Origin of the sequence: Rossellomorea sp. YZS02 (genome assembly GCF_033963925.1) — a bacterium.
In the GTDB taxonomy this organism is placed as follows: domain Bacteria; phylum Bacillota; class Bacilli; order Bacillales; family Bacillaceae_B; genus Rossellomorea.
Genome location: NZ_JAXBLY010000016.1, coordinates 1 through 23094 on the forward strand (window position 1 = coordinate 1; position 23094 = coordinate 23094).

Sequence of the window (23094 nt, forward strand, 5' to 3'; positions counted from 1 at the left end):
TTTTACTTTTTGTAAAATTTCACCGGCTTTTTCATTTCAGAGGAGGGTTTTGTCCCAGCCTCTTCATTCATTTATTTAAAGATTAAAGAGCACCAGAAAACGGAACTCTCACTTGCTTTATCTGAGCTTTCTTTTATTCCTTCTCATCCTCTTTTTTCTTTCCAATACTCGGCAAACGCACGGTCGTAATTTCCCGTCCTTCAAAGAAGTTTCCAATCCTCGTCATAAGGAACGTGATCAGAGTCGCAAAAATCACAATGCCGTAAAAACCGGCTCCAACCCCGATTCCCACTCCACCCACGTAGAAAATCATCGCTGCGGAAGTCAGTCCTTTCACGCGAAGGCCGTCCTTCAAGATCACCCCAGCACCTAAGAAACCGAGCCCTGATACAATCTGGGCTGCGAGTCGGAAGGGGTCCATCATTTTCCCACTGTCCGGTTGACTGAGCATTTCGGCACCTTCAATCGAGACGATGGTGATCAAGGTACAGGCTACCGACACGTACGTATACGTTTTTAAACCGGCTGGCTTATTCTTTGATGACCGGTCCCATCCGATGATGAAGCCTAATATCGCACTCACCACGATCCGGAAATAAATATCATGCTGCCAGAAGAAATCTGTTAATATATCCATGTAGTGCGCCATGACTCCATCCTCCTTAAATGAAAAAGAGACCTCGCCACAAAACGAATGCATCCTTTCTCCTCTACCAGGGGAAAAAATCATGCATGTCGCTTCATAGGTGATCTCTTCCTACCAAGCTTTACAAATATTTTGTTACTCCATTATATACGAATTCCCTTTTTATATCAATGTATAAAAATTCAGAAAATAAAAATCCATTCATACTTTGTAACAGAATCTTATTTAAAGAAATAGTTTTCACATAAAAAACAGAGACATTTCTCCACTTCTAAATGGAGTAAGTTTCACTGTCTTCCCTTATAAAAACGCAAATACATGATGAACATCTGTATGTATATGTAAACGTAGATGATTCCTAAACCTATGACGAATTCTTTTGGGACTTTAGACTTTTCCAAGGTATGGTCAATTCCTAGCCGAAACGCATATGAACTAGCTTTTCGCAAATGCCAGGGTGAGGTGACTATAACTGCTTTTTTCAGCCCTCTCTCTCGCATGATTTCTCGCGATTTTACCAAATTTTCATAAGTGCCTTTCGCTTTTGTTTCTCGTATGATTTGGCTACCATCCACGCCTGATTCCACTAAGGCTCTTGCCATGATTTCTGCCTCAACATGGTCATTTGCAACAGATGCACCCGAACAAATAACTACTTCAGCAATTCCAGTGTGATAGAGGTCTATTGCCTTATTAATTCGTTCTCGTAAAATCGGAGTCATTCTTCCATCCTTTTTTGCGGGATAACCAAGTACAATCATAGCATCCCTTTTTTGCCCGTGATTATAACCCGCTTTGTTAAAATGTTTACGAATAAATATTACCCCCACCATAAGACACAGAAAAACTAAGCATAAAATATACAAGCTTATCATTTAACTTATCTCCTCTGACATTCTCTCTATCAATCGGCCATCTGATGTATCACTGATCTCACCTCTGCCTACGTTTATATCCAATTATTTCAAAACCGAGCAGCTTACTCAAGAAAAACTTTAACGAAAAAAAGAAGCTTATCCTTATTCCGGACAAGCTCCCCGTTACTTGAACACCTTATACCAATACAAAGTGGTGTCTATATGCGGATTATAGGACTGCTTCATTGTGTCAACTCCACCTAGTATAAATCCTTGTTTCACATAAAACCTGCACGCTCCAAGATTATCATCTTGAGCCTCCAGAGACATTCCGATCAGATTTCTTTCTTGTGCCCACTCTTCCGCTTTCTTTAAGAGCAAGCTTCCGATTCCATGTCCTCTAACTTCTTTTTTTGCAGCGATATTTTCAATATAACAGAAGCGATTCCAATCCTTCACAATTCTAATTTGCCCGATGCATTGATTATTTTTATAAGCTAAAAATAGAGCTTTATTTTCATTATTTATATACTGGCTCCATTCAAGTTGATCATCCGGGAATCGAATTTCTTTGGGATCATCGAATAGTTTCTCTTCAAAAGACCATGTTCCCGACTGAAAACTCGGTACAACCTTACCAAACACAGTAAAATAATCATTTGTTTGATTGATATCCGCTATTAATTCCTCCTTTAATGGAGAAATAATGATTTCCTCTGTACTATTCATTTTGACACCCCCCATTTAACGGATGAAAGACTATTCCATAATCAAGAGCGTCTCATAAAATGAAGCTCACCCAGATTATTTGTGAAGCCCCATTTTTGATAGAACGGTATCATCTCTGGTCTGCAGTAAAGTTCGAAATGATTTATTTTCTTTAATGAGGGGTGCTGTATGATCTCATTCATCACTACTTCACCAATATGTTTTCCACGGTAAGATGCATGGACTATGACATCAAAAATAATGGCTTTATAAACGTAGTCGGTGAGTACTCGTGCAAAAGCAATTAATTCTTTATGTTGTGGCCCAACCAATGCTATAACAATGTCTGAATTCTGAAGCATAATTTGAATGTCAGTAAGTGTCCGTCCCTTCGTCCACCATTCCGTTTCATACATGACGTGTAATTCTTCGACTTGTTTACTATTGAGGCTCTCTACCCTTTCAAAGTCCAATATATTGGCCCCCTATGTATAGAATTCTATCCGGATCAAGAGGATCAAATCCCCTTCAACGCGTCCTTATACCTCTGATAATACGCTTCCACATTATTCAACAACAACAACTCCGTATACAAATACACCTTCATATTAAAATCATTAAAATCAATTGCAGTCAGTTCCTGTATTTTCTTAATCCGGTAATTCAACGTATTGGGATGGATGAACAGCTCATTGGCGGTCTGTTTCCCCTTCCCATCATTCGCAAGGTACACTTCAAGTGTTTTCAGGAGATCTGTCTGTTTTTTCACATCATTCTTGATCAATACGAGCAGATCATCGCTGTAATAATCCTTGGATGTGTTTTTTTCATAAAGGGTTGGCAAGTACCGGTAAATACCCAGATGAGCGAATTCCCGAGGCATGGATTCAGGACGCGGGCTGATGAAGTTAGCCGTTTCAATGACTTCAGACGCTTCCAGGAAGCTTTTTCTCATTTGGTATAACGTGGTGTATTCCTTCCCGATCCCGATCAGGAAGTTGTAGAATTCTTCTTCCCCTGTTTGTTCTTTCACCTTTTCCACGAGATCTCTCGCTAGTTCCAGGGAAGAAGACGGTGTGTCTGCTTTGCCGTAGAGAACGAGGATCACCTGGCATTCCGTCCGCAGTGAATAAATCTTTGAGTTGAAGCTTGATTCCTGGACGAGCTTCTCGAGTTGGTCGAGCATAGGCTTATAGTCTGACGATGCAATCGAATAAACCGCTACCGTGAACCTTTCCGGCAAGGTCAGCTTGACGAGGGATGCATCATGGCGGAGCTGACTTTCACTTCCGTACTCGTGCTGCAGGAGATGCCACAGTACTTCTTCTTTTCTATCCTTCTTGATATTGACCTTTGCGTACATATCATTGATCAGATTTCCAAGATGTGCTGAGATTTCTTCAAGGAACGCGAGCTCTTCGTTTTCCAAGAGACGGTTGGATTCCTGAACCCAGATGTATCCCATCGTGTTACCCAGGTACTTGGCGGCAATGACGACACGCTGGTGGAATCCTAACTCTTCCATCGCCTGCACCCGGATCGGATCCGTATGTTTCTCGAGTTGGTGGACGATGCCCTCTTTTTTCAGTCGGTCGATGATGAAGACCGGACATTTTTTCGTAAGGATCGTTTTTAGCTGTGTTTGATCGAACTTATTTGAAGAGGAACTGTATGAAATCAGTTCGAAATTTTTGTTTTCTATGATGACGGGATTGCCCAGTTTTGAGCTGATCAATTCCGTTGCTTTATGAATGTCTTCTGTTTGGAGGATGATATCAAGTGCTTCCATAGGAATCTTACCTTTCCACGAATGTTTGTGATTCCTATTATAGCGTTAAATCCCCCAATAAAAAATGAAAAGCTCCCCCGTGTCGGGAGAGCTTTTCATGTTCGATTTATTCTTCATCCATAAACGGATAGGTAATATCTGTTGTTGGCGCAAAGTTTTCTTTGATGATACGAGGACTGGTCCAGCGAATCATGTTGAAGATTGAGCCTGCTTTATCGTTTGTACCTGAACCGCGCGAACCGCCGAATGGTTGTTGGTTAATCACGGCACCTGTTGGTTTATCGTTGATGTAGAAGTTACCAGCTGCACCGGATAGGCGGCGTTCCAAGTGCATGATCGCTTCACGGTCCTGTGCGAAGATCGCACCCGTTAAGGCATACATAGAAGCTGTATCCACTGAAGTCAGTGTTTCTTCTAATTGATCGTTTTCATATACATAGATCGTTAAGACAGGTCCGAAAATTTCTTCGGTCATCGTTTTGAAGTTTGGATTCGTTGTGACGATGACAGTCGGTTGTACGAAGTATCCAACAGAATCATCATACGTACCACCGGCAATGATTTCAGCTTCTTCAGAATCAGCCGCATAGTCGATGTAGCTTGTGATGGAATCAAAGGCAGGTTTATCAATGACCGCACCCATGAAGTTCCTGAAGTCTCTAACATCCCCAACTTTAAGCTTAGCCGTTTCTTCCACGACACCATTTTTCACTTCTTCCCACATGCTTGCTGGGATGTAGGCACGTGAAGCTGCTGAACATTTTTGACCTTGGTATTCGAATGCACCACGAACAAGTGCAGCGACTACTTTGTCTGCTTGAGCCGTTTCGTGAGCGAAGACAAAGTCTTTACCGCCTGTTTCCCCAACTAAACGAGGATACGATTTGTAGTTTGTGATGTTTTCTCCTACTGTTTTCCAGATCGTCTGGAACACGCTTGTTGATCCAGTGAAGTGGAATCCTGACATGCGTGGATCCGTTAATACAACTTCTGATACTTGTGAACCGCGTGAAGGAACAAAGTTGATAACGCCTTTAGGCAGTCCAGCTTCTTCCAGGATACGCATGAAGTAGTAGTTTGATAGTAAAGCCGTTGTGGCTGGTTTCCACACAACTACGTTCCCCATGATCGCAGGAGCTGATGGCAGGTTACCACCGATCGCTGTGAAGTTAAATGGAGAGATTGCCAGTACGAAACCGTCTAATGCACGGTACTCCAGGCGATTCCAGATGTTTTTCATGCTGTCCGGCTGCATTTGATAGATTTGGTTTGCATAATCCACGCCAAAGCGTAAGAAATCGGCTAATTCTTGCGCCGCATCGATTTCCGTTTGATAAGCTGTTTTGGATTGACCTAACATCGTAGCTGCATTGATGACGTCACGGTATGGACCAGAAATCAAATCAGCCGCTTTCAGGAAGATGGATGCTCTGTGCTGCCATGGCATATTGGACCAAGATTCTTTCGCATCCATTGCCGCTTCCACTGCATCGCGAAGCTCTTTTTCACCTGCTTGTGAATAGGTAGCCAACACATGTTTGTGATCATGTGGCATGACCACTTGCTTCACTGTATCTGTTTTAATTTTCTCGCCATTGATGATGACCGGGATCTCAACCTCAATACCAGCTTGGCGCTCTAATTCAGCTTTTAACGTTTCTCTTTCTTTCGTACCTGGGGCATATGTATTACCAGGCTCATTTGTAGGTTTTGGGATGTTGTAAATTCCGTTACTCATTCTCTTCACGTTCCTTTCTGATTTCATTCTGTCTGGATGTTACTTGCTGAAGATTCCTTTTAATGCGAATGCGATGTTTGCCGGCCGTTCCGCCAGACGTCGCATGAAATACCCGAACCAGTCCTCGCCATATGGCAGGTAAATGCGGACGGTATATCCTTTTTTCAGTAACTCGGACTGCAGTTGGTTCCGCATGCCGTAAAGCATTTGGAATTCGAAGCGGTCATTCGGAATATTGTGTTCTTTCACTAATCCGATGGTGTAATTGATGATCGCTTCATCATGGCTTGCGATCGCTGTATAATGGCCGTTCAAGAGCTGTTTCTTGATGAGATGCTTCAGATTCTCATCCACCTTCTTCTTCTCCTGGAACGCCACTTTACCCGATTCATTATATGCACCCTTCACAAGCCTCAAATAAGGGGAACACTGATTGAGGTCATCCACATCCTTCTCTGAAACATAAAGATAGGATTGGATCACCGTCCCCACATTGTCGTACTTTTGACAGAGCTTCTTGTAAACGTCAAGGATGGCATGGCACCTCGAGGAATCCTCCATATCGAGAGTGACCGTGATTCCGCTTTCTTTTGCCTTCGACAGAATCAACTCCATACTTTCCATGACAAGATCTTGACTGATATCCAATCCCAGGGAAGTCAGCTTCACAGAGATCTCAGTCTCCAACCCATGATAGGCAATGGCACTGATACTCTCGATACATCGTTGGACATTCTCCCGCACCACTTCTGTGGAATCGACGAACTCACCTAGATGATCGACTGTTACCTGGAATCCCTCTTCGTTCAATTGCGTAATCAATGGAATCGCCTGTGCAAAGGTTTCTCCCCCCACAAGATTGTTAGCCCCAAATTTCGATCCCCACCGTTTAGCCATTTTATCCAATGCCTTATTGTGCGAAAGAAACAGGAAAAAACGTTTACTGATTGCTTCCATGATTACAACACCTCCTTATAGTGACTGTTACCTCAAGACTGGAGTGATTAAACGAAGAAATGTAAATCTTAAGAAAATTATAGCTGGAAAAGAGGTTCGGAAACAACGTGCTCGGGACACAAATATTTGTGGGTGGAGTTATGGTGGGAGCACAAAAGGGGGTCGTGGAGAGGTGACATAACGAATACTTGGTAATGAAGGTTCTGTATTTTTCTCTAATATATTTGTTGTAAATAAATCCCTAAAGTGTATAATTACACTATAAGGATTCATTTACAATAAAGTAAAAACAAGGAGGATGACCTTGACAGAAAAAAGATTTTCTTGGTTAAGCTATGCATCTATCGGGTTAGGAACACTGTTGATTTCTCACCCTTTGTTAACGAATTTCTTTCCGAACTATTTTATGGGTTTACAGTACACCGGTATCACATTAACGGTGCTATTCAGTGTTTTAGCTTTTAAGAAAAAGAATGAGAAGAAATTATTGGCTATAATAGGGTTTTCACTAGCCATGATGATGTTGGTGTTCGTTGGTGTCCTTCTGTATATACCTTTTCATAAACAGAGTCCAATGTAAGTATGGTTATACACCCTATTATGTATGGAGTGACTTAAATGAATAAAAAACGGATGATTACAATAATCATGAGTCTTATATTTTCTTTTCTTCTGTTATCACTCTACTCTTTATTTAACGGAATTCCTTTCGGTAGGTATATCGCAAAAGCAAAAATCAAAGATTATGTGGAGCAAGTATATAGCTTAAAAGAAGGTATTCCCAAACCACAATTCAACTTCAAAAATTCCACCTACGATGTGTACCTTCCTCAATTGGAAAGCCAATTTTCCTATGATCTTTCACATAATCTAATTATTGATGAGAAACTGGTGGAGGAGAAGAATAATGAGTTCCAAATTGATTACAGCAAGTTGAAACATTCATATGGAGACACTATTGAGTTGCCCGACGCATGCTTGTTCAGCTCGGTTTCAGCTGATGGAGAATATTCCAAGAATATCCCAATGTATCAAAAAATCTATCTTTTAGGGATTATCAACCGCGATAAGATTGATTCAGAGGAGAGTTCTAACATGCCTGCAAAACTTACTAATGAAATAATAGAAGGGATTGGGGAACATTACAACATTACATCTCTTCAAGTCATTTACACTGATTTAAACGGTCAATACGAAATCACATTAGACAGCAAGAAACCTATTTCATATAAGGCATTGAGTAAGAATACATCAAAGATGGAGCAAATTGGTGAAGTAGATAAAGAATTGATCCGTGAACTGAATGATCATTAAAGGTTCAAAGAAGCACCTGTTCTTTTTTAACGTGATTTCGCAGTCGGGAGCATTTTTTTCAATAATCAATAAGGGGCCGGAGGGTGGCGGATTCAGCTCTCCTTTCTCATTCGATTGTCCGAAAGTAGCGCAAGATTTGTTACCATATTTAACCAAATGACGCAATTATCCGGAAAATGACGCAATAAATAAAAAAACGACGCAATTATCCGGAAAATGACGCAATCACCCCTGTAAATGACGCAATTAAGCAAAAGACAGTCCTGCTTTATTGGGTCTGGGAACGGTACGCCTCTACCTTTTCCTTTTTGACCGTCCCCGGTTTGCATTTCAAGAACCATTTTAATCCTCTACCTGCACTTACTCATTATTAGTAGTAAGGTTTTCTAACTTATTAATGGTGTGATCAATTTCATTTTTAGATTCTGTAACGATTCTTTGTAAGTCATCTGATATCCGATTAACTTTCAGGAGTTCATTTGTAATATTCTCAATGTTGGCATTAACCTCTTTAATGGCTTCATCCGCATTCACAGAAAGCTTTCTGACTTCCTGGGCGACTACGTTGAATCCCCTTCCGTGTTCACCCGCTCTGGCTGCTTCAATCGCGGCATTTAAAGCAAGAAGGTTGGTTTGAGAAGAAATATTTTTTATCGATTTTGATGTTTCATCAATTCGATTAATTTGCTCTCTTAAAGACTCTAATGCTTCTACTTTTTCATTGGAATTGGCCATAACTGATTGAACTAGATTTTTCGGCATGCTCTTTAATTGGGAAATGATCTCTACCGTGGTATTTTCCCTTTTTGTAATGTCTGTGGCAATCTTCAGTACGGCATGGACAGAACCATGTCCATCTAAAATCGGAATATATGTTGCTTCCAGCCAAAGTTTATTTCCATGTTTATCGACTCTTTCAATTTTCTCTTGAGACTTTTTCCCACTCCGAAGATTGTCCCATAACTCAGTATATTCCTTGCTTTGGCTATATTCTATCGTGCAGAACTGTTTGTGATCCATCCCTTGCATTTCCTTCACACTGTAGTTCATCGCATCAGCGAAGTGATCATTTACCCAAATAACCTTTCTGTCTAAAGAGAATTCAATCATCGCCAAATTTGTTTCAAGAGCTAATAAAACATCCTTTATATCTAACACTTGGGTGCTAGTCTTACTAGTTAATTGGTTCATATACATATCCCTTTCATTTATAGCTTTTCGTTTTAAAAATAAAAAAAGCCAATTAAACAATAAAGTTCAATTAGCCGGTTGCGCTAGTTGCTCCCCGATTATCCAAGCGCCCAAATACAGATAATCATTCATAGCATCTAAATTTATATATTTGCTATATCGGCAGTTTCTAAGATATGTTTAGATTGAGCGATCAACTTGGGTCCGGCTAATAATCAGCTACTTACCTTTCTCTTTATGTTTTCAACTATATCTTTAACGGTCACATTCTCAGTACTTATATATTCCCCAAAATCGTTTTCAGAATAAGCCTTCAAGCACTTATCCGTTTGTTGAAAACACCAATTTCCTTCTTCTTCTCCACGCTCTCGCAACCTCTTATAGATCGTCTCCTTGTCTGCTGTTAAACAGAAGTGGTAAGTGTGTGGATCTAAACGTTTGAATCCATTATAAATATAGTCATAGTATTCGAGTTTCCTAATCGTCATAGGGACAATCAAGTTCACATGATACCTGGAGATGAGCTCTCCTGCCATCTTAACCGTCAACTCTTTCCATAGTTGTAAATCTTGAAAATCCCCTGTTTGAGATTCACGCTGTTTTATTTCTTGGGGCAATACATTCCTTAACATGTACCCGACTTCTTCAGGATCAAATAACATGCTGTTTTCAACGACTTTCAGGAGTTCATCAGAGATAGTGGTCTTCCCGACTCCGAACGCCCCGTTTATCATGATGATCATGATTATTTCAACTCCAATCTCAATCTACTTTATCGTTTTTCCAATTTACCAACCGAAATACATTTTCCGACAAACCCCATTCCAATAAGGTGAGGCATCCACCGATGACTATTTCGTTTCATTCATCACGTTTGTTAAAGAATAAACCCATTCTCCCCTTCAAAACGTCCAATACTTCTTCCGGCACTACTCTTATACTGATATCCTCACCAAGGAACATGATCCAATTGGCCGTTTCCTTTACTTCTTCGCGTTTAGTCACATCAATAAAAGTCTTTAGAACCCCAGTACTGTGGTATGGATTCGTATAAGAAAGGGAAACGTTTTTAGGATGATATTTTTTGAATTGAGCAATCGCTTTCGGACCAAGTTCAATGACTAGGTTGATGACTTCTTCCTGCTTTTTCAGTTTATCCAGGATCTCTTGTTCACTCTTCCTTTTTCGATTGGGATACGGCTCTACATCGGTAAGGTGGTCGACTGAAAAGATCTGTTTCTTTTCATCATCCAAATTGAACCCTTCAATATGCCAATGACTCTTTTCCCGATAGAGTTGCAGGAGATAAATAGGATGGGGTTTTTTGACCTTCTCTTCTATTGTAATCAATAAATATCTATCCAACAGGAAGGTTTGAATCAGTTTATCCAACATGGGATGGGGGAGGTCGGAAAGATCAAGAATATCAGGATTATAGGGATTGGTCCCTTCAAAGAGCAGGATCTGATTTAACAGAACGAGGGTATCTTGTTGTTGTTCGGAAATGAGGCTGAGGAGTTTCTCTGCCAGGGATTGGCGACTCTTCAGATAGGGAAGCTGGAGATTTCTTGTCGCCATAAAGGCAATAAATAGAGCTTTCACCTCATTATCGGTAAAACGGACCTCGGGCAGAACAGAGTTGTGCATGACAAAATAACCACCGTCCCGGCCAACTTCAGAAACGAGTGGCATCCCCATGGACTCAATCTCCCTGATATCCCTCATCGCCGTCGACCGCGAAATGTCAAACTCACGCATGATTTCAGAAATCGTAAAGTGGGCACGATTATTAATGTAACGCATGATCACGTTAATCCGTTCAACTTTTTTCATGGGGACCTCCTAAACAGTATCACTTTTTGACACAATTTAACGTTAGTATATACATATCAAGTGTTGAAGACAACAAATTTATGAAAAGGCAGGTTTTGACGATGTCAAATTATCAGTTAGAAGAAAAAGACTCCTTCACCGTTGTGGGTGTGGGAACCGAATTGACGAGCCATTACACGGATATGACAGGCTTGAACAGGGAAAAGGCCGATTTTTGGAAAGAAATAAGTGAAAATGGAATACTGCAAAAGCTACAATCCATCGCTTCCAACGACTACATTTTCGCCGTGAATGAAGCGATAAATGGAAAGATGATGCATCATGGCGGGGTCATGGCCGAAGCATCGGCCGCACCGGAAGAAGCCAAAGCCATTCAGTTTCCCAAGGGAACCTATTTGGTTGTAAAAGGAGAAGGAAATACGGCAGAGGAACTGGATCATACGGTTTCCGGCATTGCATTCGGACGTGTTCTTTCGGAAGCAAAGGACTTTGCCTATGTCGGAGGGCCGAATACAGTGGTTGAAATGGGGCAGCGAAACGGAATGGTATATGGAGAAATGTGGATTCCTGTTGTGAAGAAATAAAGAAAGCAAGGAGAAATGAACATGCCTTATACGGTAGATTTTAAAAATGTGTCTACGATTGGTTTAGAATCATCGCCTGTAGCAGAAGCACTAGCTGGTTTACGTGCTCATGAAGCCCGTTATTTTATGAACAAATATAAACATGCGTTTACCGTTGTACCGGCCAGCGAAAGCCGGGAGACTCTTGATTATTTGAACAGAATATTAAAAGAAGAACGTGAAATTGTATTTGCGGCCAAGGCCTTGGAAACATCGCGCTTTCAAGTGGAAAACATACAGTTCACTTACGTCTTTTATGAGGATGGTCTTACGGTCAATGCTATGTATACCGTTGATGATCCAAAGAAAAGGGCAGTTGGGTTTAAGCTTTCTGAAGGAATGGAGATACCAAAGGAGCTGGAGGAAAAGTTTAAATTTGCGAGGCAGAAGTCTAAACTGGCCGGCACCATTCGGGGATCTTATTTTGTGATTAAGGGAGAGTATTAGAATCAATCATTGTAACAAAGGGGACCAGAGTACCTGTCCCCTTTGTTCATTGCCATTCTACTATTGATTTTGATATTAGGAATACAAAGATGCGGTTCATGGTACTCTTTTCACTTACCCTTTATCGAAGAACCAGCAAAACTAAAATAAGCGGAGATTTTCCGGTTATATTCAAAATGGAACTTGTTTTCGGGGTACACAAGCGGAGGTTTTCCGCTTAAGCCCAGAATAACCACCCACATTTGTATTTTTTGAGTTGATAGGCGGAATATTTCCGTCTATTTCAGCGTTTTTTAATAGTAATGACAAATTAAGCGGAATTTTTCCGTCTATTGATCAGCTCTCGTGCTTAACCTGATCTCCCAACCGAACCAAGATGCTGGAATCAGCAAAATGAGTAATCAAAACGGCTTCCCCCTCTTTTCTACATGTACAATTCCCTCACGACTCCTTTTTCATTTTCCCTTCTGATATAATTAGTAGATAATTCAGACAGTAGGAGTAGATACCATGAACATACGAAAGGTAACACAAGAAGATGAACCTGTTCTTAAAGAATGGTTAAACCATCCAGAGGACTGTATGCTTGTCACTGGTAGGCAAACCTATTCACCGGATATGTTCCATAGCTGGTACGAAGCACATGATCAATTCGGATATATATTTGAAGATGACTCAAAAGCCGTTGCCTATGGGGAGATATGGGTGGACGCGGAAGAAGAAGATCTGGAACTTGCCCATTTGGTTGTTGCACCTTCTTTACGAAATAAAGGCATAGGTAAGCGATTGATTCAAGAACTTCTTGAATTATGCAAAGATTATCCTTATGAATGGGTGTATATGAGAATAAAGCCTGGAAATCTACAAGCAATTCAATGCTATAAGGGAGCTGAATTTGTGGAAGATCCCAGTCTGCGATTGTCTTTTAATAGTAGATGGGTGTGGATGAGAAAGAAGAACAGAGTCTCCTTTTGATTAATGGATGAGCAATGGTTTTCACCACAACCATTGCCTAATCATCGTTCATCCTACTTTACTAGAGTCCCCGCTAACTCATGTTCTCTTCCTTCAATTAAAAGCCTAACAAATTTAAGTTTCTAAATTATGGGATTTAACTCCACTCACTCCCCCACTATCGGCAGCACCGTCGAATCCTTAATCTCCCTTAAAGCCAAACTTGTCTGAATCTTCGTGATCCCCATCTCATTCAACCTTCTGATAAAAAGCTCCAATCCCTTCCGATCCTTACATGCCACTTTCAGAAGATAATCATATTCCCCGGTCAAACAATGACATTCCAGGACTTCCTCCATCGATTCGAGCGTCCCTTCCACTGCTTCAAGCTTTTCTGTCCGGTGCTCATTCGTACTCATAAACACGAAGCATAGTAAGTCAAATCCCAGTTTTTCATGGTTCAGGATGGCTACCTGTTTCTTGATATATCCTTCCGTCTCGAGCCGCTTGATTCGTGCATGAACAGCCGGTGCCGATAAATTGACTCTTTTTGATAATTCAAGATTGCTCAACTGCCCGTCCTTTTGCAGCAAATCCAAAAGCTGAAGATCCATTTGGTCCAAGACCCTGCTTACAATCGATTCCATGATTCAACCACCCTTTTCAATTGTTCCAAAAACCACTTATAAAATGATACATAAATGAATTTTAATAATCTAACAATCTATCAGACTTTCAATTATTTCGTTTTATCATCATTATACAATATGTTCTTTTGTAAATCGGATAAAATGTTAAAATTATTCTTATAGTAAATGTCATTGTGCACAGTGGCTCTGTGAAAAGGGGCTAAAATGACGTGAAATATCATTATCTATTGTTACTGACCAGTCTTCTCTGGGGAGGCAATTTCATCGTAGGGAAAACGCTTGTAGAGCATGCATCCCCGGGAACGTTGACGATATTAAGATGGGCCATCGCCATCGTCTGCCTGTTCCCGATTGTTTGGTGGAAGGAAAAGAAGCTCGTTCCACCCGTACGATCCATTCTGCCATTATGTTTAATGGGGCTGACAGGGGTGGCCCTCTTTCAGGCACTTCAATTCATGGCACTTGAGAAGACCTCTGCCACCAATGTTGGACTGATTTCCACGTTAAATATGTTTTCAATCGCAGGAATTTCTTTTATTTTTCTGAAGGAAAAGATGAACGCCTTTCAACTGTCATCCATGTTCTTATCACTCTTTGGCGTGCTCCTTGTCCTGTCGAAAGGAAACATGGAAATGATTTATTCCATGCAGTTTAATGATGGGGATTTGTATATGCTCGCTGCCGTTGTCATGTGGGGTTTCTATTCCGTTTGCAGCAAGTGGGCGATGAAAAGCGTCACTCCAATGATGTCGATTCTTTATTCAGGAGTGTTCGGACTTCTTATCCTGCTGCCTTTCAATCTTCATGATTTCCGTGTGACCAATGTCGATGCTTCCTTCGTGCAGTCAATCCTGTATACCGGTGTTATTTCCACGGTTGTCTGCATGGTGCTTTGGAATGTCGGGGTGAATAGGCTCGGGCCTAGTATATCAGGGTTGTTCTTGAACTTTAATCCTGTGTTCACAGCTTTGTTGGCGTTCTTCTTTTTAGGAGAAAAGATGAATAGTCTTCAGGCTGTTGGGAGTATGATTGTTCTGGCGGGATGTGTGTTGTTTTCGTTATGGAAGACGAAGCCTCGGATGTTGAGGAAAGTTCCATCAGGCGCCCTGTCCAACGAGCCTGTAAAGACTTCATAAAAAGAAGCAGAGCCAGTTATGAATTGGCACTGCTTCTTTTTTTAGATTGCTCTCTTCCTATAAGCCTCTTTATCAATCCCGCAAACAACAAGTTAAGTGCCAATACAAAACAATAGAATCCATAAGAATACACAATCTTCCACTCCTTATATTGAAAGACATTGAAGAATTTCTCCGAAGTCCATTCAAGTAACACAAGGACAAAAGCGTATAAAACTATAGAGACGATTTTGTTGGGATTATATTTCTGATAGAAGTGAATATACAGAATGACGGGGATAGGATATACGAGAATCTGTAATACAGAATCAAATAGTTCTCCATGGCCATAATCAAGTGTGTCATACAAATCCAGTGGTGGTTCAGCCAGCATACGATCCCCAACGGTGGAAAATAGTATATTAAAAACAAATAATGCGATTATTTTAGTTTGCAGTAATTGCGGATCCAAATGATGCACAATAACGAAGATACAAATGCACAAGACCATGATCAACAATACAAAAATCTCATTTTGATCAAACGTTTTGGGTAAAAGAGGCTCTAACAGATTTAGTATATTATTCAATAAAACCGATCTCCTTCCTCAAAATAGAGGAAAAACGATTCATAAAGATAAATGCCAACAGAACAATTCCAACAGAAATGCTCACATCGATGATCGGATACCAGCCCGAAGCTCCGGATAGTAACGTTCCTTCTTTTAATAATACATATTTCCCTACTACATCAATCCCAACCCAGCACATGGCAATGGCCAACCTGTATATCGTTGGAATCCCAGAACAGAACAAATAAACCACCCACGTTAACAAAAGAGGCAATAGTAGACCAAAATGAAGATTGCTCACGATTCTCGGAATCCACTCCTCTTTAATGGAAAGCCGATCATATGCAGAAAAAATCTTAAAATTGATATGTTGGCATAAAAAGGAGTTAAACAATGTGCATACCACTGTCTCAGTCGTCCCCAGCCGTTTCAATAACCCTTTTGCAGATAAAAGCAACATAAGTGAAAATAAAGCCGTGAATAGTAGCAACATCTTCTTTCACCCCTTTATGAGTCAGCGTTCCCATTTTCCCGAAATCATACTCAACCGACAAAAACAAAAAGCCCCTTGCATCGACTATGACGGCAAGGGGCAATAAATCGGATGTTCCAGATCGAAACGAATCTATCTGAATTCAAACCGGTTCCTCCAAACAAAATAGCGCCCTTTAGGACGCCAAATTCGTTTCAGTTTATTACTGAACTAACTCCTTCTTACATACAACACCCTATACCCACCATCATCTTCCTCCATCGAAATCCCGCGCCAGCCTTCATCCAATAACGCCTGCTGTCCCTCGACATCCCCCATCGGAACTCTGGCAATCTCTGAAATCTCGCCACCGCTTCCCTCTCCGTCAAGGCGCTTAATGAATACATAGCGCAATTGATCGACGTACTTGATCTTAAGGGCAGCAATTTCCATTCCCTGCTTGAACTTATCTTTTAAACTGGGAATATTAAAGGGAGCGACGGTGCACGCCACATAGGTGAACCCTTGATCCAGCTTCGCCTGCTCTTGCATGATCAAATGGGCCAGTGTTTGCTGAAGGCGGTTGCCTCTGTAATCCGGGTGTACGTTCGAAATTTCCTGATAGATGACCTGTGCCAGTTCTTCTGCCTCGAGTCCAACATCCAGCCCCAGATGCTCTTCGTCAATAGGCGGGATCAATAATGCTCTGAATGCGATTAATCCCATCTCTGTAAAGGCTCCGATCATCAGTCCGTTTCCGGTTAAGATATAATCCAATTCCTCATACGTCAGGGGCTGCAGGTTCTTTTTTTCTGTTAATGTCTCCACTACAATCCCCTGCAGCTGCTGTACTTGACTTATATCCTCTTTACTTAACAAACGAACAGTGTATGATTCACTGTCAATAAACCCTTCAAATAGATTATCCATGATTCTATGCTCCTTACTCTACGATACTCTTAAACTCAGTCAACTCTTCCAGAATATCTTTATCTACGTTAACACCGAGGCCCGCTTTGTCCGACAGTCGGATAAATGGGATGTCATAATGCAGATCTCCGATGTCCTTCGAAAACTTAATCGGTCCCGTCAATTCTACACTAGTGATGACCCTTTTGGAAAAAGCCACATGGAAGCCGGCTGCTGACGCGATCGAGGATTCGACCATCGAACCGACCTGGCATTCCATCCCTGCCATCTCAGCCATGTGGGCAAGTTTCACTGCCGGATAGATCCCTCCGCTCTTCATCAATTTAATGTTCACTTTATCCGCTGCCTGCTTCCCGATGATTTCACGCATGTCACGTACGCCTTTCAGCCCTTCATCGATCATAAGGGGGATATCTGTCTTCGATTTAATCCGGACCATCCCATCTACATCATCTGCCAAAACGGGCTGCTCCAGCCAATCAATGTTCAGGGCTTGAAGATGCCGCAGAGCCTTCAACGTCTGACTGCTGTTCTTCCAGCCCTGATTCACATCCACCCGGATCGGCACGTCCAATCCGACACGTTCCCTGACCTTCCGTATTCGTTTAATGTCCTGGTAGACATCGGTTCCAACCTTCATTTTAAACGATTCAAAACCTTTCTCGATCATACCGGCTGCTTCTTTTGCCATCGTATCCGGGTCTGTTATGCTCAGGACATGGGTGATCTGGAATTCGTCATGATACCGGCCGCCGAGCAGCTGATAAACGGGTTGACTCACTTTTTTTCCGATGACATCATAGCAAGCAATATCGATGGCCGCCTTGGCCGTAGGGGCATTGTAAATGGCTTGATCCATCAGCTCATGGATTTTTTCAATATGAAACGGATTCTCCCCTATCAGTTTCGGTGCTAGGGTGTGCTGAAGTACCTGAAATGTGCTTTCCCACGTTTCCCCTGTCACATGTTCATCCGCCACCGCTTCACCGTATCCAATGATTCCTTCGTCCGTCTCCATTTCCAAAATGATTGAAGGCATATCCTCATAGGTATGGTAACTGATGATAAAAGGCTGTTTCAGTGGTAATCGAATGGCATACAGATTGATTTTTTTGATGATCATATCTAAGCACTCCTTTAAAATTTACCAAATTTCATTTCTTATTGGTATAATGTCGTTATATAGTCGTTAATTCAGAGAGGAGATTGTCATGAAAACGAAAATCGCCCTGATCGGGTCCAGGGAGTTCATACAACGTGTCGAAACGTCCATTCCTTATAACTTGAACAATATTGAACTGGTCCCCTATATTTACGTTGAGCCCCAGGAAGCAAGCTTGCATATTAAAAACCTGACACCTTGTGATGCCGTATTGTTTTCCGGAGCACTGCCTTACTTTTTTTCCAAACAAGAATGCAGCACACTATCCGTCCCGGTCCTTTACCTGGAACAGGATGAAACGGCCCTTGTGACATCACTGCTTTATATCCTTCACCATCATGGGATTGAACCGGACCGCGTGTCCATCGACTTAATGGATCTTTCTTTCATCGATCACGCCCAGTCAGACTTACACCTCAAGAATCCGCCACGATATGCGATGGATTATAAAGAGCGCCTGCCCCACCACTTTCACATCGATGACTTTACAGATTTCCACCGGCAATTATTTCATGGTGGTCAAACAGATATGGCCTTAACGAGCATCCATGCTGTTTATGACCGGCTTGTCGAATTGCACATCCCTTGCATGAGAATGATCGACCCTGCCAAGTCACTTATACGGACCATTCATGAAGCTCATGCCCAATCCCTTCTTGCGAAACGAAAAGCGGCCACGATCGCTGCTGCCCGTCTTTCCTTTCAAGAATGGGATGGTGAACTTGAACTTCTTCATGAGCTTAGCCGCTTGATGAACGGGACCCTTCAAAAAAATGAGGACGATGCTTCCTACACGATCTACAGCAACAGGGGAAGCATTGAACATTTCATGGAAAGCACCGACTTCCATTCCCTGTTTCAGCTTGAACACCCCGTGCTTGGAGGCTTCGGATACGGTCCCACGGCAGCGGAGGCAGAAGCTAACGCACAGACCGCGTTGGCATTTGCCCAAAAGGTTGATGCTGATGGCTGCGCCTTTATCCTAAATGAAGAAAAAGAGTTATCTGGACCTTATCCTGATAAAAGCAAGAAACAGCATCTGAAGAATGATACTCCCGACATGCTGTCCCTTGCCAAACAATTAAAGTTAAGTCCAGCGAACTTATCCAAACTCGTTCAATTCCACAAATCCCGTTCGGCCCGTGATTTTACAGCAGCAGAGCTTTCTGACTATATGCAAATCACACGGCGCTCCACGGAACGGATCTTGAAGAAACTGGTGGACAACGGTTCGGCCAAGATCATTGGAGAAGAAATGACCTATGCACAAGGAAGGCCACGTGCGGTTTATGAACTGACCTTCCCCATCCATTGACCGGTTCAGGAGGAAAGGGTGGCATCCTCCTGCTCCATTGCCTTCATTTCGGTTTCAGTCAGTTTGGTGATACTGAAGCCAGTGAAGGCATAGATGATGGAAATGATCGGCACGATGAAATTCAACACCGCATATGGAGCATACTCAAATGCATGGACGCCGAGCGTTCCTAAAATAAAGACGCCGCATGTATTCCATGGGATAAAGACGGATGTCAACGTCCCTCCATCTTCAAGGGCACGGGACAGATTCTTTGAATGCAGCCCTTTTTCCTTGTAGGCATTCGCATACATCCTTGAAGGCACCACAACTGAAATATACTGCTCAGAGCATGATGCATTTGTGGCAAAACAAGACACTACAGTGGAAGCAACCAAGCCTTTCGCTGTTTTTGTCACCTTAAGGATCTGGTTGACGATGGCTTGAAGCATGCCTGTGTGCTCAAGGATCCCCCCGAAGGTCATCGCTACGATCGTCATGGAGACCGTGTACATCATGGAATCGAGACCTCCACGAGAAAACAGATCATCCACCATCGTATTGCCCGTTTCGATCACGTAACCGCTTTGAAGAGCAGACACAGCATCCGCAAACGAATCATGCTGAATGAATACCTGAGCTCCAAACCCAAGAATAATCCCCACGATAAGAGCCGGGATGGCAGGCACTTTCTTCGCAACGAGCACAATGACAAGCAGCGGAACGATCAGTAAAAATGGTGACAGGATAAAGCTATCCTGCAGAACACCGATCGTTTTTTCGATGTCCTCCGTATTGACCCCGCTTTTTCCAAAGTTCCTTCCTAAATATGCATATACAGCCAGGGCAATTACAAATCCTGGAATGGTCGTGTAAAGCATATGGCGGATATGTACAAAAAGATCCGTGTTGGTCAGCCCCGAAGCCAGGTTCGTTGTATCTGACAGCGGCGACATCTTATCACCGAAATAAGCCCCGGAGATAATGGCCCCCGCAATCATCGGAGCCGGAATCCCCATACTAATGCCGATTCCCATGCCCGCAACACCGATAGTCCCCATCGTTGACCAGGAACTTCCGATTGCCAGCGACACAACGGCACAGATGACGCTAATCGATAAAAGGAAAAGCGAAGGTGTGATCATCTTCAGACCATAATAGATCATCGTCGCCACGATTCCACCGCCGATCCACGCTCCGATTGTCAATCCCACCAGCATAATGATGATGACGGCAGGTAGAGCAAGACGGATCCCCTTATACATCGCCTCCTCTATATCCTTCCACTTGTACCCCGCAAACCAGGCCACAAGTGCAGCCGTGACTGTGCCGATGATCAGAGGAATGTGCGGCCCCTGCTCCAATACGACAATGGTAATGGCCATTACAGTAATCATGACAAGCAATGGTATGATTGCCAGCCAAAACGACATTTCTTTCTTCATCCAAATTCCCCCTTGATACCCCTTTGTTTTTTGACTATTCCTAATTGTCGTTAAATAGTCGCTATATGAGTATCATAAGGGCAGAAGCCGAAGTCGTCAATCCGTTTTTGGTACCGTTCACAATCAGCTTTATGCCTTCTTTAATGTCTCCGCTAGTATTTTTGCCGCTTGATTCAGCGCTGAAACATTGAATGTCATGTCCGGATGATGCAGCCCGGGAGTCAAATCCGCCCCAACCCCGATCATCGCCGCCTTCACTTCCGGATGCTTGATCGTGTAGAAATGAAAATCATCACTGCCCGATGTAATGACCGGAGGTGCCAATGTTTCTTCACCCGCGATGGATGTAATTACTTCTCTCGCGATGGACTCGGCATCTTTCGACACTTCCGCCCCGGGTGTATAGTCTGTCCACTCATACTCAATCGTGACTCCGTACAGCTTGGCAATGGCTTCGACCCCATCATTCAGACGGCGCTGAATTTCTTCCATCACCTCATTCTTCTGGGCACGCACATCGATGGCAAACTCCGCATTTCCGGGAATGATGTTTAGATTCTCCCCTCCTGCAGCGAGCTTTGTCAGTTTCGCAGAATACGATTCAAACGGAGACAAATAGATCGTTTTTAAAAAGGAATGGATGGCCATCAACACATCGATGCTATTCTTCCCCTGATGGGGTCTTGCACCATGGGCATCAATTCCTTTGATTTTCCCTTCCATGTAAATCCCTGCCCCATGATGAACCGAGGGTGAAAAAGAACCATGATCCAATTCTTCCTTCGGCCTCAGATGAACCCCGAATAAATAACGGACATCATCAAGAGCCCCTTTCTCAATCATGGTCAGCGATCCATTCCCCTTCTCCTCTGCAGGTTGAAAAATGAAGCGGATCCGCTTATCTTTCGGAGGATCCTGAAGGCAATAAAGAAGCGCCCCGAGAACCATTGACATATTGGCATCATGACCACAGGAATGATTTGCCTTCATCACCCCGTTCACCTCTTGCCATAGGGCATCGATATCCGCGCGAACAGCCGTCACTTCCTTCCCTTCTCCTATCTCAGCAATCAAACCTGTCACATCAGAAAATCTCCTGTAGCTCACATTCAATTCATCGAGGATCCCCGCAATCGTATTCGTCGTTTCAACTTCCTTCCAGCTCACTTCCGGGTGAGCGTGGAAATGAGTGAACCATTCTAAAATTTGTTTCTCCACATTCATATTTATGCTCCTTCCATGCCTTTTCATTATGTATTCTCAGATGGAGAATGGAAATCCTGCTTCTGTTCAAATCCGGCTTGAGAAGAATAACGGAGATTCACACCTACTTTAGCTTATCCCGCTTAACTCCGACTCCTTTAATTTCCATTCTCCATCTTCATGCTCTACTTCCATCCTTAAACCAATTGCCCCTTTTCCCGACTTGAATTTAGTGCCTTCAATCAATACATGATCATTTAATGTGAAATCCACCTTCTCTATCTGAAGAAGTACACCCTCCAACGCATTTGTGTCGGGGTCGTAATACCCTTTCCTCTCCAGTTCAACCATCGTGGCATTCATGGTCTCCACCTTATATTGATCCTTGAAATGGCGTAAAATTGTTATTTTCTGTTCCTCGTCCACGCCATCAAGATCACTCATATCAATGGCAATGAATGTCATATCACTGTTCAACGCTTTATCCTCTTCCATGAGAGCATCCATTGCAAGGATGTATATTTCGCCCAGGTGATCCTTGGGATTTTCTCCGCCGCTACAAGCAGTAAGTAGAATGGTAAAGATCAATACTAGTGGGAACAATCTCACTTTCAAATGAATCCCCCCTTTTCTGTGACTTACCATCTTTTCATTCTAGTTATCTATTACGATTTCCCCTTCTCCTTGAGGTATTTCGAAACCCTTCAGATATGATGTTAAAAGCTCTTCGGAAATAGGAAAGGAATTTGCATCAAAACGCTGATTTCGTAATGTAAGTCGTTCACGTAAATCCTGATGTTGAACGTTTAAATAAACAAGTTTCCATTTACCACCGGAATCTTCGATCAGTTTCTTATATTGGTCTCTTCTTATCCGATCCCAGAAACTAAAGTCAATGACCACCTGTTGTTTATCGTGAATTAACTCTATTAGACGATTACGTAATTTCCCTTCTGCTTCTTTTCTGTATTCTTCAAACTTTTCCATTGGGAAATCAATCCCCCAACGGCCATTCGTTGCCCATATTTCTTCATCAATTGAAAGGCGCACAAAACCTTCCTGCTCTATTATTTTTGAAAAAGTCGTTTTACCGGAACCCGCCACACCACACATCATGACCACTAAAGGAGTTACATCATTTCGTTCACGATAAATCAGGCCAAAATTAAACGTATCAAACAATGGTTAGCCCCCT

The 23094-nt window shown here is 42.4% G+C and carries 26 protein-coding genes, 1 pseudogene and 1 riboswitch; of the genes and pseudogenes, 7 read left to right on the forward strand and 20 right to left on the reverse strand.

Annotated elements, in window-relative coordinates:
• Positions 1 to 133: 133 nt before the first annotated feature.
• From SLH55_RS15630 to SLH55_RS15660, 7 genes are all read right to left on the reverse strand, one after another.
• Positions 134 to 637 carry an MgtC/SapB family protein gene (locus tag SLH55_RS15630; RefSeq protein WP_413787101.1) on the reverse strand — a complete coding sequence of 168 codons (504 nt, stop codon included), beginning with the start codon at positions 635 to 637 and terminating at the stop codon, positions 134 to 136.
• A gap of 296 nt (positions 638 to 933) precedes the next feature.
• Positions 934 to 1521 carry a YdcF family protein gene (locus SLH55_RS15635; protein WP_320323908.1) on the reverse strand — a complete coding sequence of 196 codons (588 nt, stop codon included), beginning with the start codon at positions 1519 to 1521 and terminating at the stop codon, positions 934 to 936.
• 165 nt (positions 1522 to 1686) lie between these two features.
• Positions 1687 to 2232, reverse strand: a complete 546-nt coding sequence (locus tag SLH55_RS15640) for a GNAT family N-acetyltransferase (protein WP_320323909.1) — start codon at positions 2230 to 2232, stop codon at positions 1687 to 1689.
• 41 nt (positions 2233 to 2273) lie between these two features.
• On the reverse strand, positions 2274 to 2684 hold the full coding sequence (locus SLH55_RS15645; RefSeq protein WP_320323910.1) for a GNAT family N-acetyltransferase: 411 nt from the start codon (positions 2682 to 2684) through the stop codon (positions 2274 to 2276).
• A gap of 44 nt (positions 2685 to 2728) precedes the next feature.
• The gene (locus SLH55_RS15650; protein ID WP_320323911.1) at positions 2729 to 4000 is read right to left on the reverse strand and encodes a PucR family transcriptional regulator; all 1272 of its coding nucleotides are present in this window, start codon (positions 3998 to 4000) and stop codon (positions 2729 to 2731) included.
• Positions 4001 to 4106: 106 nt separating this feature from the next.
• Complete coding sequence (gene pruA, locus SLH55_RS15655; RefSeq protein ID WP_219166562.1) at positions 4107 to 5738, reverse strand: L-glutamate gamma-semialdehyde dehydrogenase; 1632 nt, start codon at positions 5736 to 5738, stop codon at positions 4107 to 4109.
• A gap of 39 nt (positions 5739 to 5777) precedes the next feature.
• Positions 5778 to 6695 carry a proline dehydrogenase family protein gene (locus SLH55_RS15660; RefSeq protein WP_219166561.1) on the reverse strand — a complete coding sequence of 306 codons (918 nt, stop codon included), beginning with the start codon at positions 6693 to 6695 and terminating at the stop codon, positions 5778 to 5780.
• Positions 6696 to 6999: 304 nt separating this feature from the next.
• Here SLH55_RS15660 and SLH55_RS15665 point away from each other — a divergent pair, with 304 nt between their 5' ends.
• Positions 7000 to 7275 (forward strand): hypothetical protein, encoded by a 276-nt coding sequence (locus SLH55_RS15665; RefSeq protein ID WP_320323912.1) that lies wholly within the window; start codon positions 7000 to 7002, stop codon positions 7273 to 7275.
• Between the two features lie 38 nt (positions 7276 to 7313).
• Positions 7314 to 8009 carry a hypothetical protein gene (locus tag SLH55_RS15670; RefSeq protein WP_320323913.1) on the forward strand — a complete coding sequence of 232 codons (696 nt, stop codon included), beginning with the start codon at positions 7314 to 7316 and terminating at the stop codon, positions 8007 to 8009.
• A gap of 360 nt (positions 8010 to 8369) precedes the next feature.
• Here SLH55_RS15670 and SLH55_RS23255 read toward each other — a convergent pair whose 3' ends face one another.
• From SLH55_RS23255 to SLH55_RS15685, 4 genes and pseudogenes are all read right to left on the reverse strand, one after another.
• On the reverse strand, positions 8370 to 8771 hold the full coding sequence (locus SLH55_RS23255; RefSeq protein WP_413787102.1) for a methyl-accepting chemotaxis protein: 402 nt from the start codon (positions 8769 to 8771) through the stop codon (positions 8370 to 8372).
• A 39-nt stretch (positions 8772 to 8810) separates the two neighbouring features.
• Positions 8811 to 9206 (reverse strand): annotated as a pseudogene (locus tag SLH55_RS23260) (PAS domain-containing protein); the annotation flags it as partial.
• A 59-nt stretch (positions 9207 to 9265) separates the two neighbouring features.
• Positions 9266 to 9348, reverse strand: a riboswitch (cyclic di-GMP riboswitch).
• A gap of 67 nt (positions 9349 to 9415) precedes the next feature.
• Complete coding sequence (locus tag SLH55_RS15680) at positions 9416 to 9943, reverse strand: AAA family ATPase (RefSeq protein WP_320323915.1); 528 nt, start codon at positions 9941 to 9943, stop codon at positions 9416 to 9418.
• Between the two features lie 118 nt (positions 9944 to 10061).
• Positions 10062 to 11033, reverse strand: coding sequence for a helix-turn-helix transcriptional regulator (locus SLH55_RS15685; protein ID WP_320323916.1), 972 nt, complete (start codon positions 11031 to 11033; stop codon positions 10062 to 10064).
• 101 nt (positions 11034 to 11134) lie between these two features.
• Between SLH55_RS15685 and SLH55_RS15690 the strand changes: the two genes are divergently transcribed.
• The 3 genes from SLH55_RS15690 to SLH55_RS15700 all read left to right on the forward strand — a co-directional run bounded on the left by SLH55_RS15690 (position 11135) and on the right by SLH55_RS15700 (position 13078).
• On the forward strand, positions 11135 to 11617 hold the full coding sequence (locus SLH55_RS15690) for a GyrI-like domain-containing protein (protein WP_320323917.1): 483 nt from the start codon (positions 11135 to 11137) through the stop codon (positions 11615 to 11617).
• Positions 11618 to 11638: 21 nt separating this feature from the next.
• Positions 11639 to 12103: a phage tail protein gene (locus SLH55_RS15695; protein WP_320323918.1), complete on the forward strand. Its 465-nt coding sequence runs from the start codon at positions 11639 to 11641 to the stop codon at positions 12101 to 12103.
• A gap of 510 nt (positions 12104 to 12613) precedes the next feature.
• The gene (locus SLH55_RS15700; protein ID WP_320323919.1) at positions 12614 to 13078 is read left to right on the forward strand and encodes a GNAT family N-acetyltransferase; all 465 of its coding nucleotides are present in this window, start codon (positions 12614 to 12616) and stop codon (positions 13076 to 13078) included.
• A gap of 146 nt (positions 13079 to 13224) precedes the next feature.
• On the opposite strand, the gene SLH55_RS15705 is transcribed toward SLH55_RS15700, so the two are convergent.
• On the reverse strand, positions 13225 to 13704 hold the full coding sequence (locus SLH55_RS15705) for an Lrp/AsnC family transcriptional regulator (protein ID WP_219166552.1): 480 nt from the start codon (positions 13702 to 13704) through the stop codon (positions 13225 to 13227).
• A gap of 212 nt (positions 13705 to 13916) precedes the next feature.
• Between SLH55_RS15705 and SLH55_RS15710 the strand changes: the two genes are divergently transcribed.
• The gene (locus SLH55_RS15710) at positions 13917 to 14843 is read left to right on the forward strand and encodes a DMT family transporter (RefSeq protein WP_320323920.1); all 927 of its coding nucleotides are present in this window, start codon (positions 13917 to 13919) and stop codon (positions 14841 to 14843) included.
• Positions 14844 to 14859: 16 nt separating this feature from the next.
• On the opposite strand, the gene SLH55_RS15715 is transcribed toward SLH55_RS15710, so the two are convergent.
• The 4 genes from SLH55_RS15715 to SLH55_RS15730 form a co-directional block, all read right to left on the reverse strand.
• On the reverse strand, positions 14860 to 15411 hold the full coding sequence (locus SLH55_RS15715) for a hypothetical protein (protein ID WP_320323921.1): 552 nt from the start codon (positions 15409 to 15411) through the stop codon (positions 14860 to 14862).
• Complete coding sequence (locus SLH55_RS15720) at positions 15404 to 15886, reverse strand: hypothetical protein (RefSeq protein WP_320323922.1); 483 nt, start codon at positions 15884 to 15886, stop codon at positions 15404 to 15406. The genes SLH55_RS15715 and SLH55_RS15720 overlap by 8 nt, the downstream gene beginning before the upstream one ends.
• 210 nt (positions 15887 to 16096) lie before the next feature.
• Complete coding sequence (locus SLH55_RS15725) at positions 16097 to 16795, reverse strand: GNAT family N-acetyltransferase (protein ID WP_320323923.1); 699 nt, start codon at positions 16793 to 16795, stop codon at positions 16097 to 16099.
• A 13-nt stretch (positions 16796 to 16808) separates the two neighbouring features.
• Entirely contained in the window at positions 16809 to 17918 is a 1110-nt protein-coding gene (locus tag SLH55_RS15730) for a dipeptide epimerase (RefSeq protein WP_320323924.1), read from the reverse strand.
• Positions 17919 to 18006: 88 nt separating this feature from the next.
• Here SLH55_RS15730 and SLH55_RS15735 point away from each other — a divergent pair, with 88 nt between their 5' ends.
• Complete coding sequence (locus SLH55_RS15735; protein WP_320323925.1) at positions 18007 to 19272, forward strand: transcriptional regulator; 1266 nt, start codon at positions 18007 to 18009, stop codon at positions 19270 to 19272.
• Positions 19273 to 19277: 5 nt separating this feature from the next.
• Here SLH55_RS15735 and nhaC read toward each other — a convergent pair whose 3' ends face one another.
• The 4 genes from nhaC to SLH55_RS15755 form a co-directional block, all read right to left on the reverse strand.
• On the reverse strand, positions 19278 to 20696 hold the full coding sequence (nhaC, locus tag SLH55_RS15740; protein ID WP_320323926.1) for a Na+/H+ antiporter NhaC: 1419 nt from the start codon (positions 20694 to 20696) through the stop codon (positions 19278 to 19280).
• 129 nt (positions 20697 to 20825) lie between these two features.
• Entirely contained in the window at positions 20826 to 21920 is a 1095-nt protein-coding gene (locus SLH55_RS15745; protein WP_320323927.1) for an amidohydrolase, read from the reverse strand.
• Between the two features lie 108 nt (positions 21921 to 22028).
• Positions 22029 to 22514: a peptide ABC transporter substrate-binding protein gene (locus SLH55_RS15750; protein ID WP_320323928.1), complete on the reverse strand. Its 486-nt coding sequence runs from the start codon at positions 22512 to 22514 to the stop codon at positions 22029 to 22031.
• Positions 22515 to 22553: 39 nt separating this feature from the next.
• Complete coding sequence (locus SLH55_RS15755) at positions 22554 to 23081, reverse strand: ATP-binding protein (protein ID WP_320323929.1); 528 nt, start codon at positions 23079 to 23081, stop codon at positions 22554 to 22556.
• Positions 23082 to 23094: the final 13 nt, after the last annotated feature.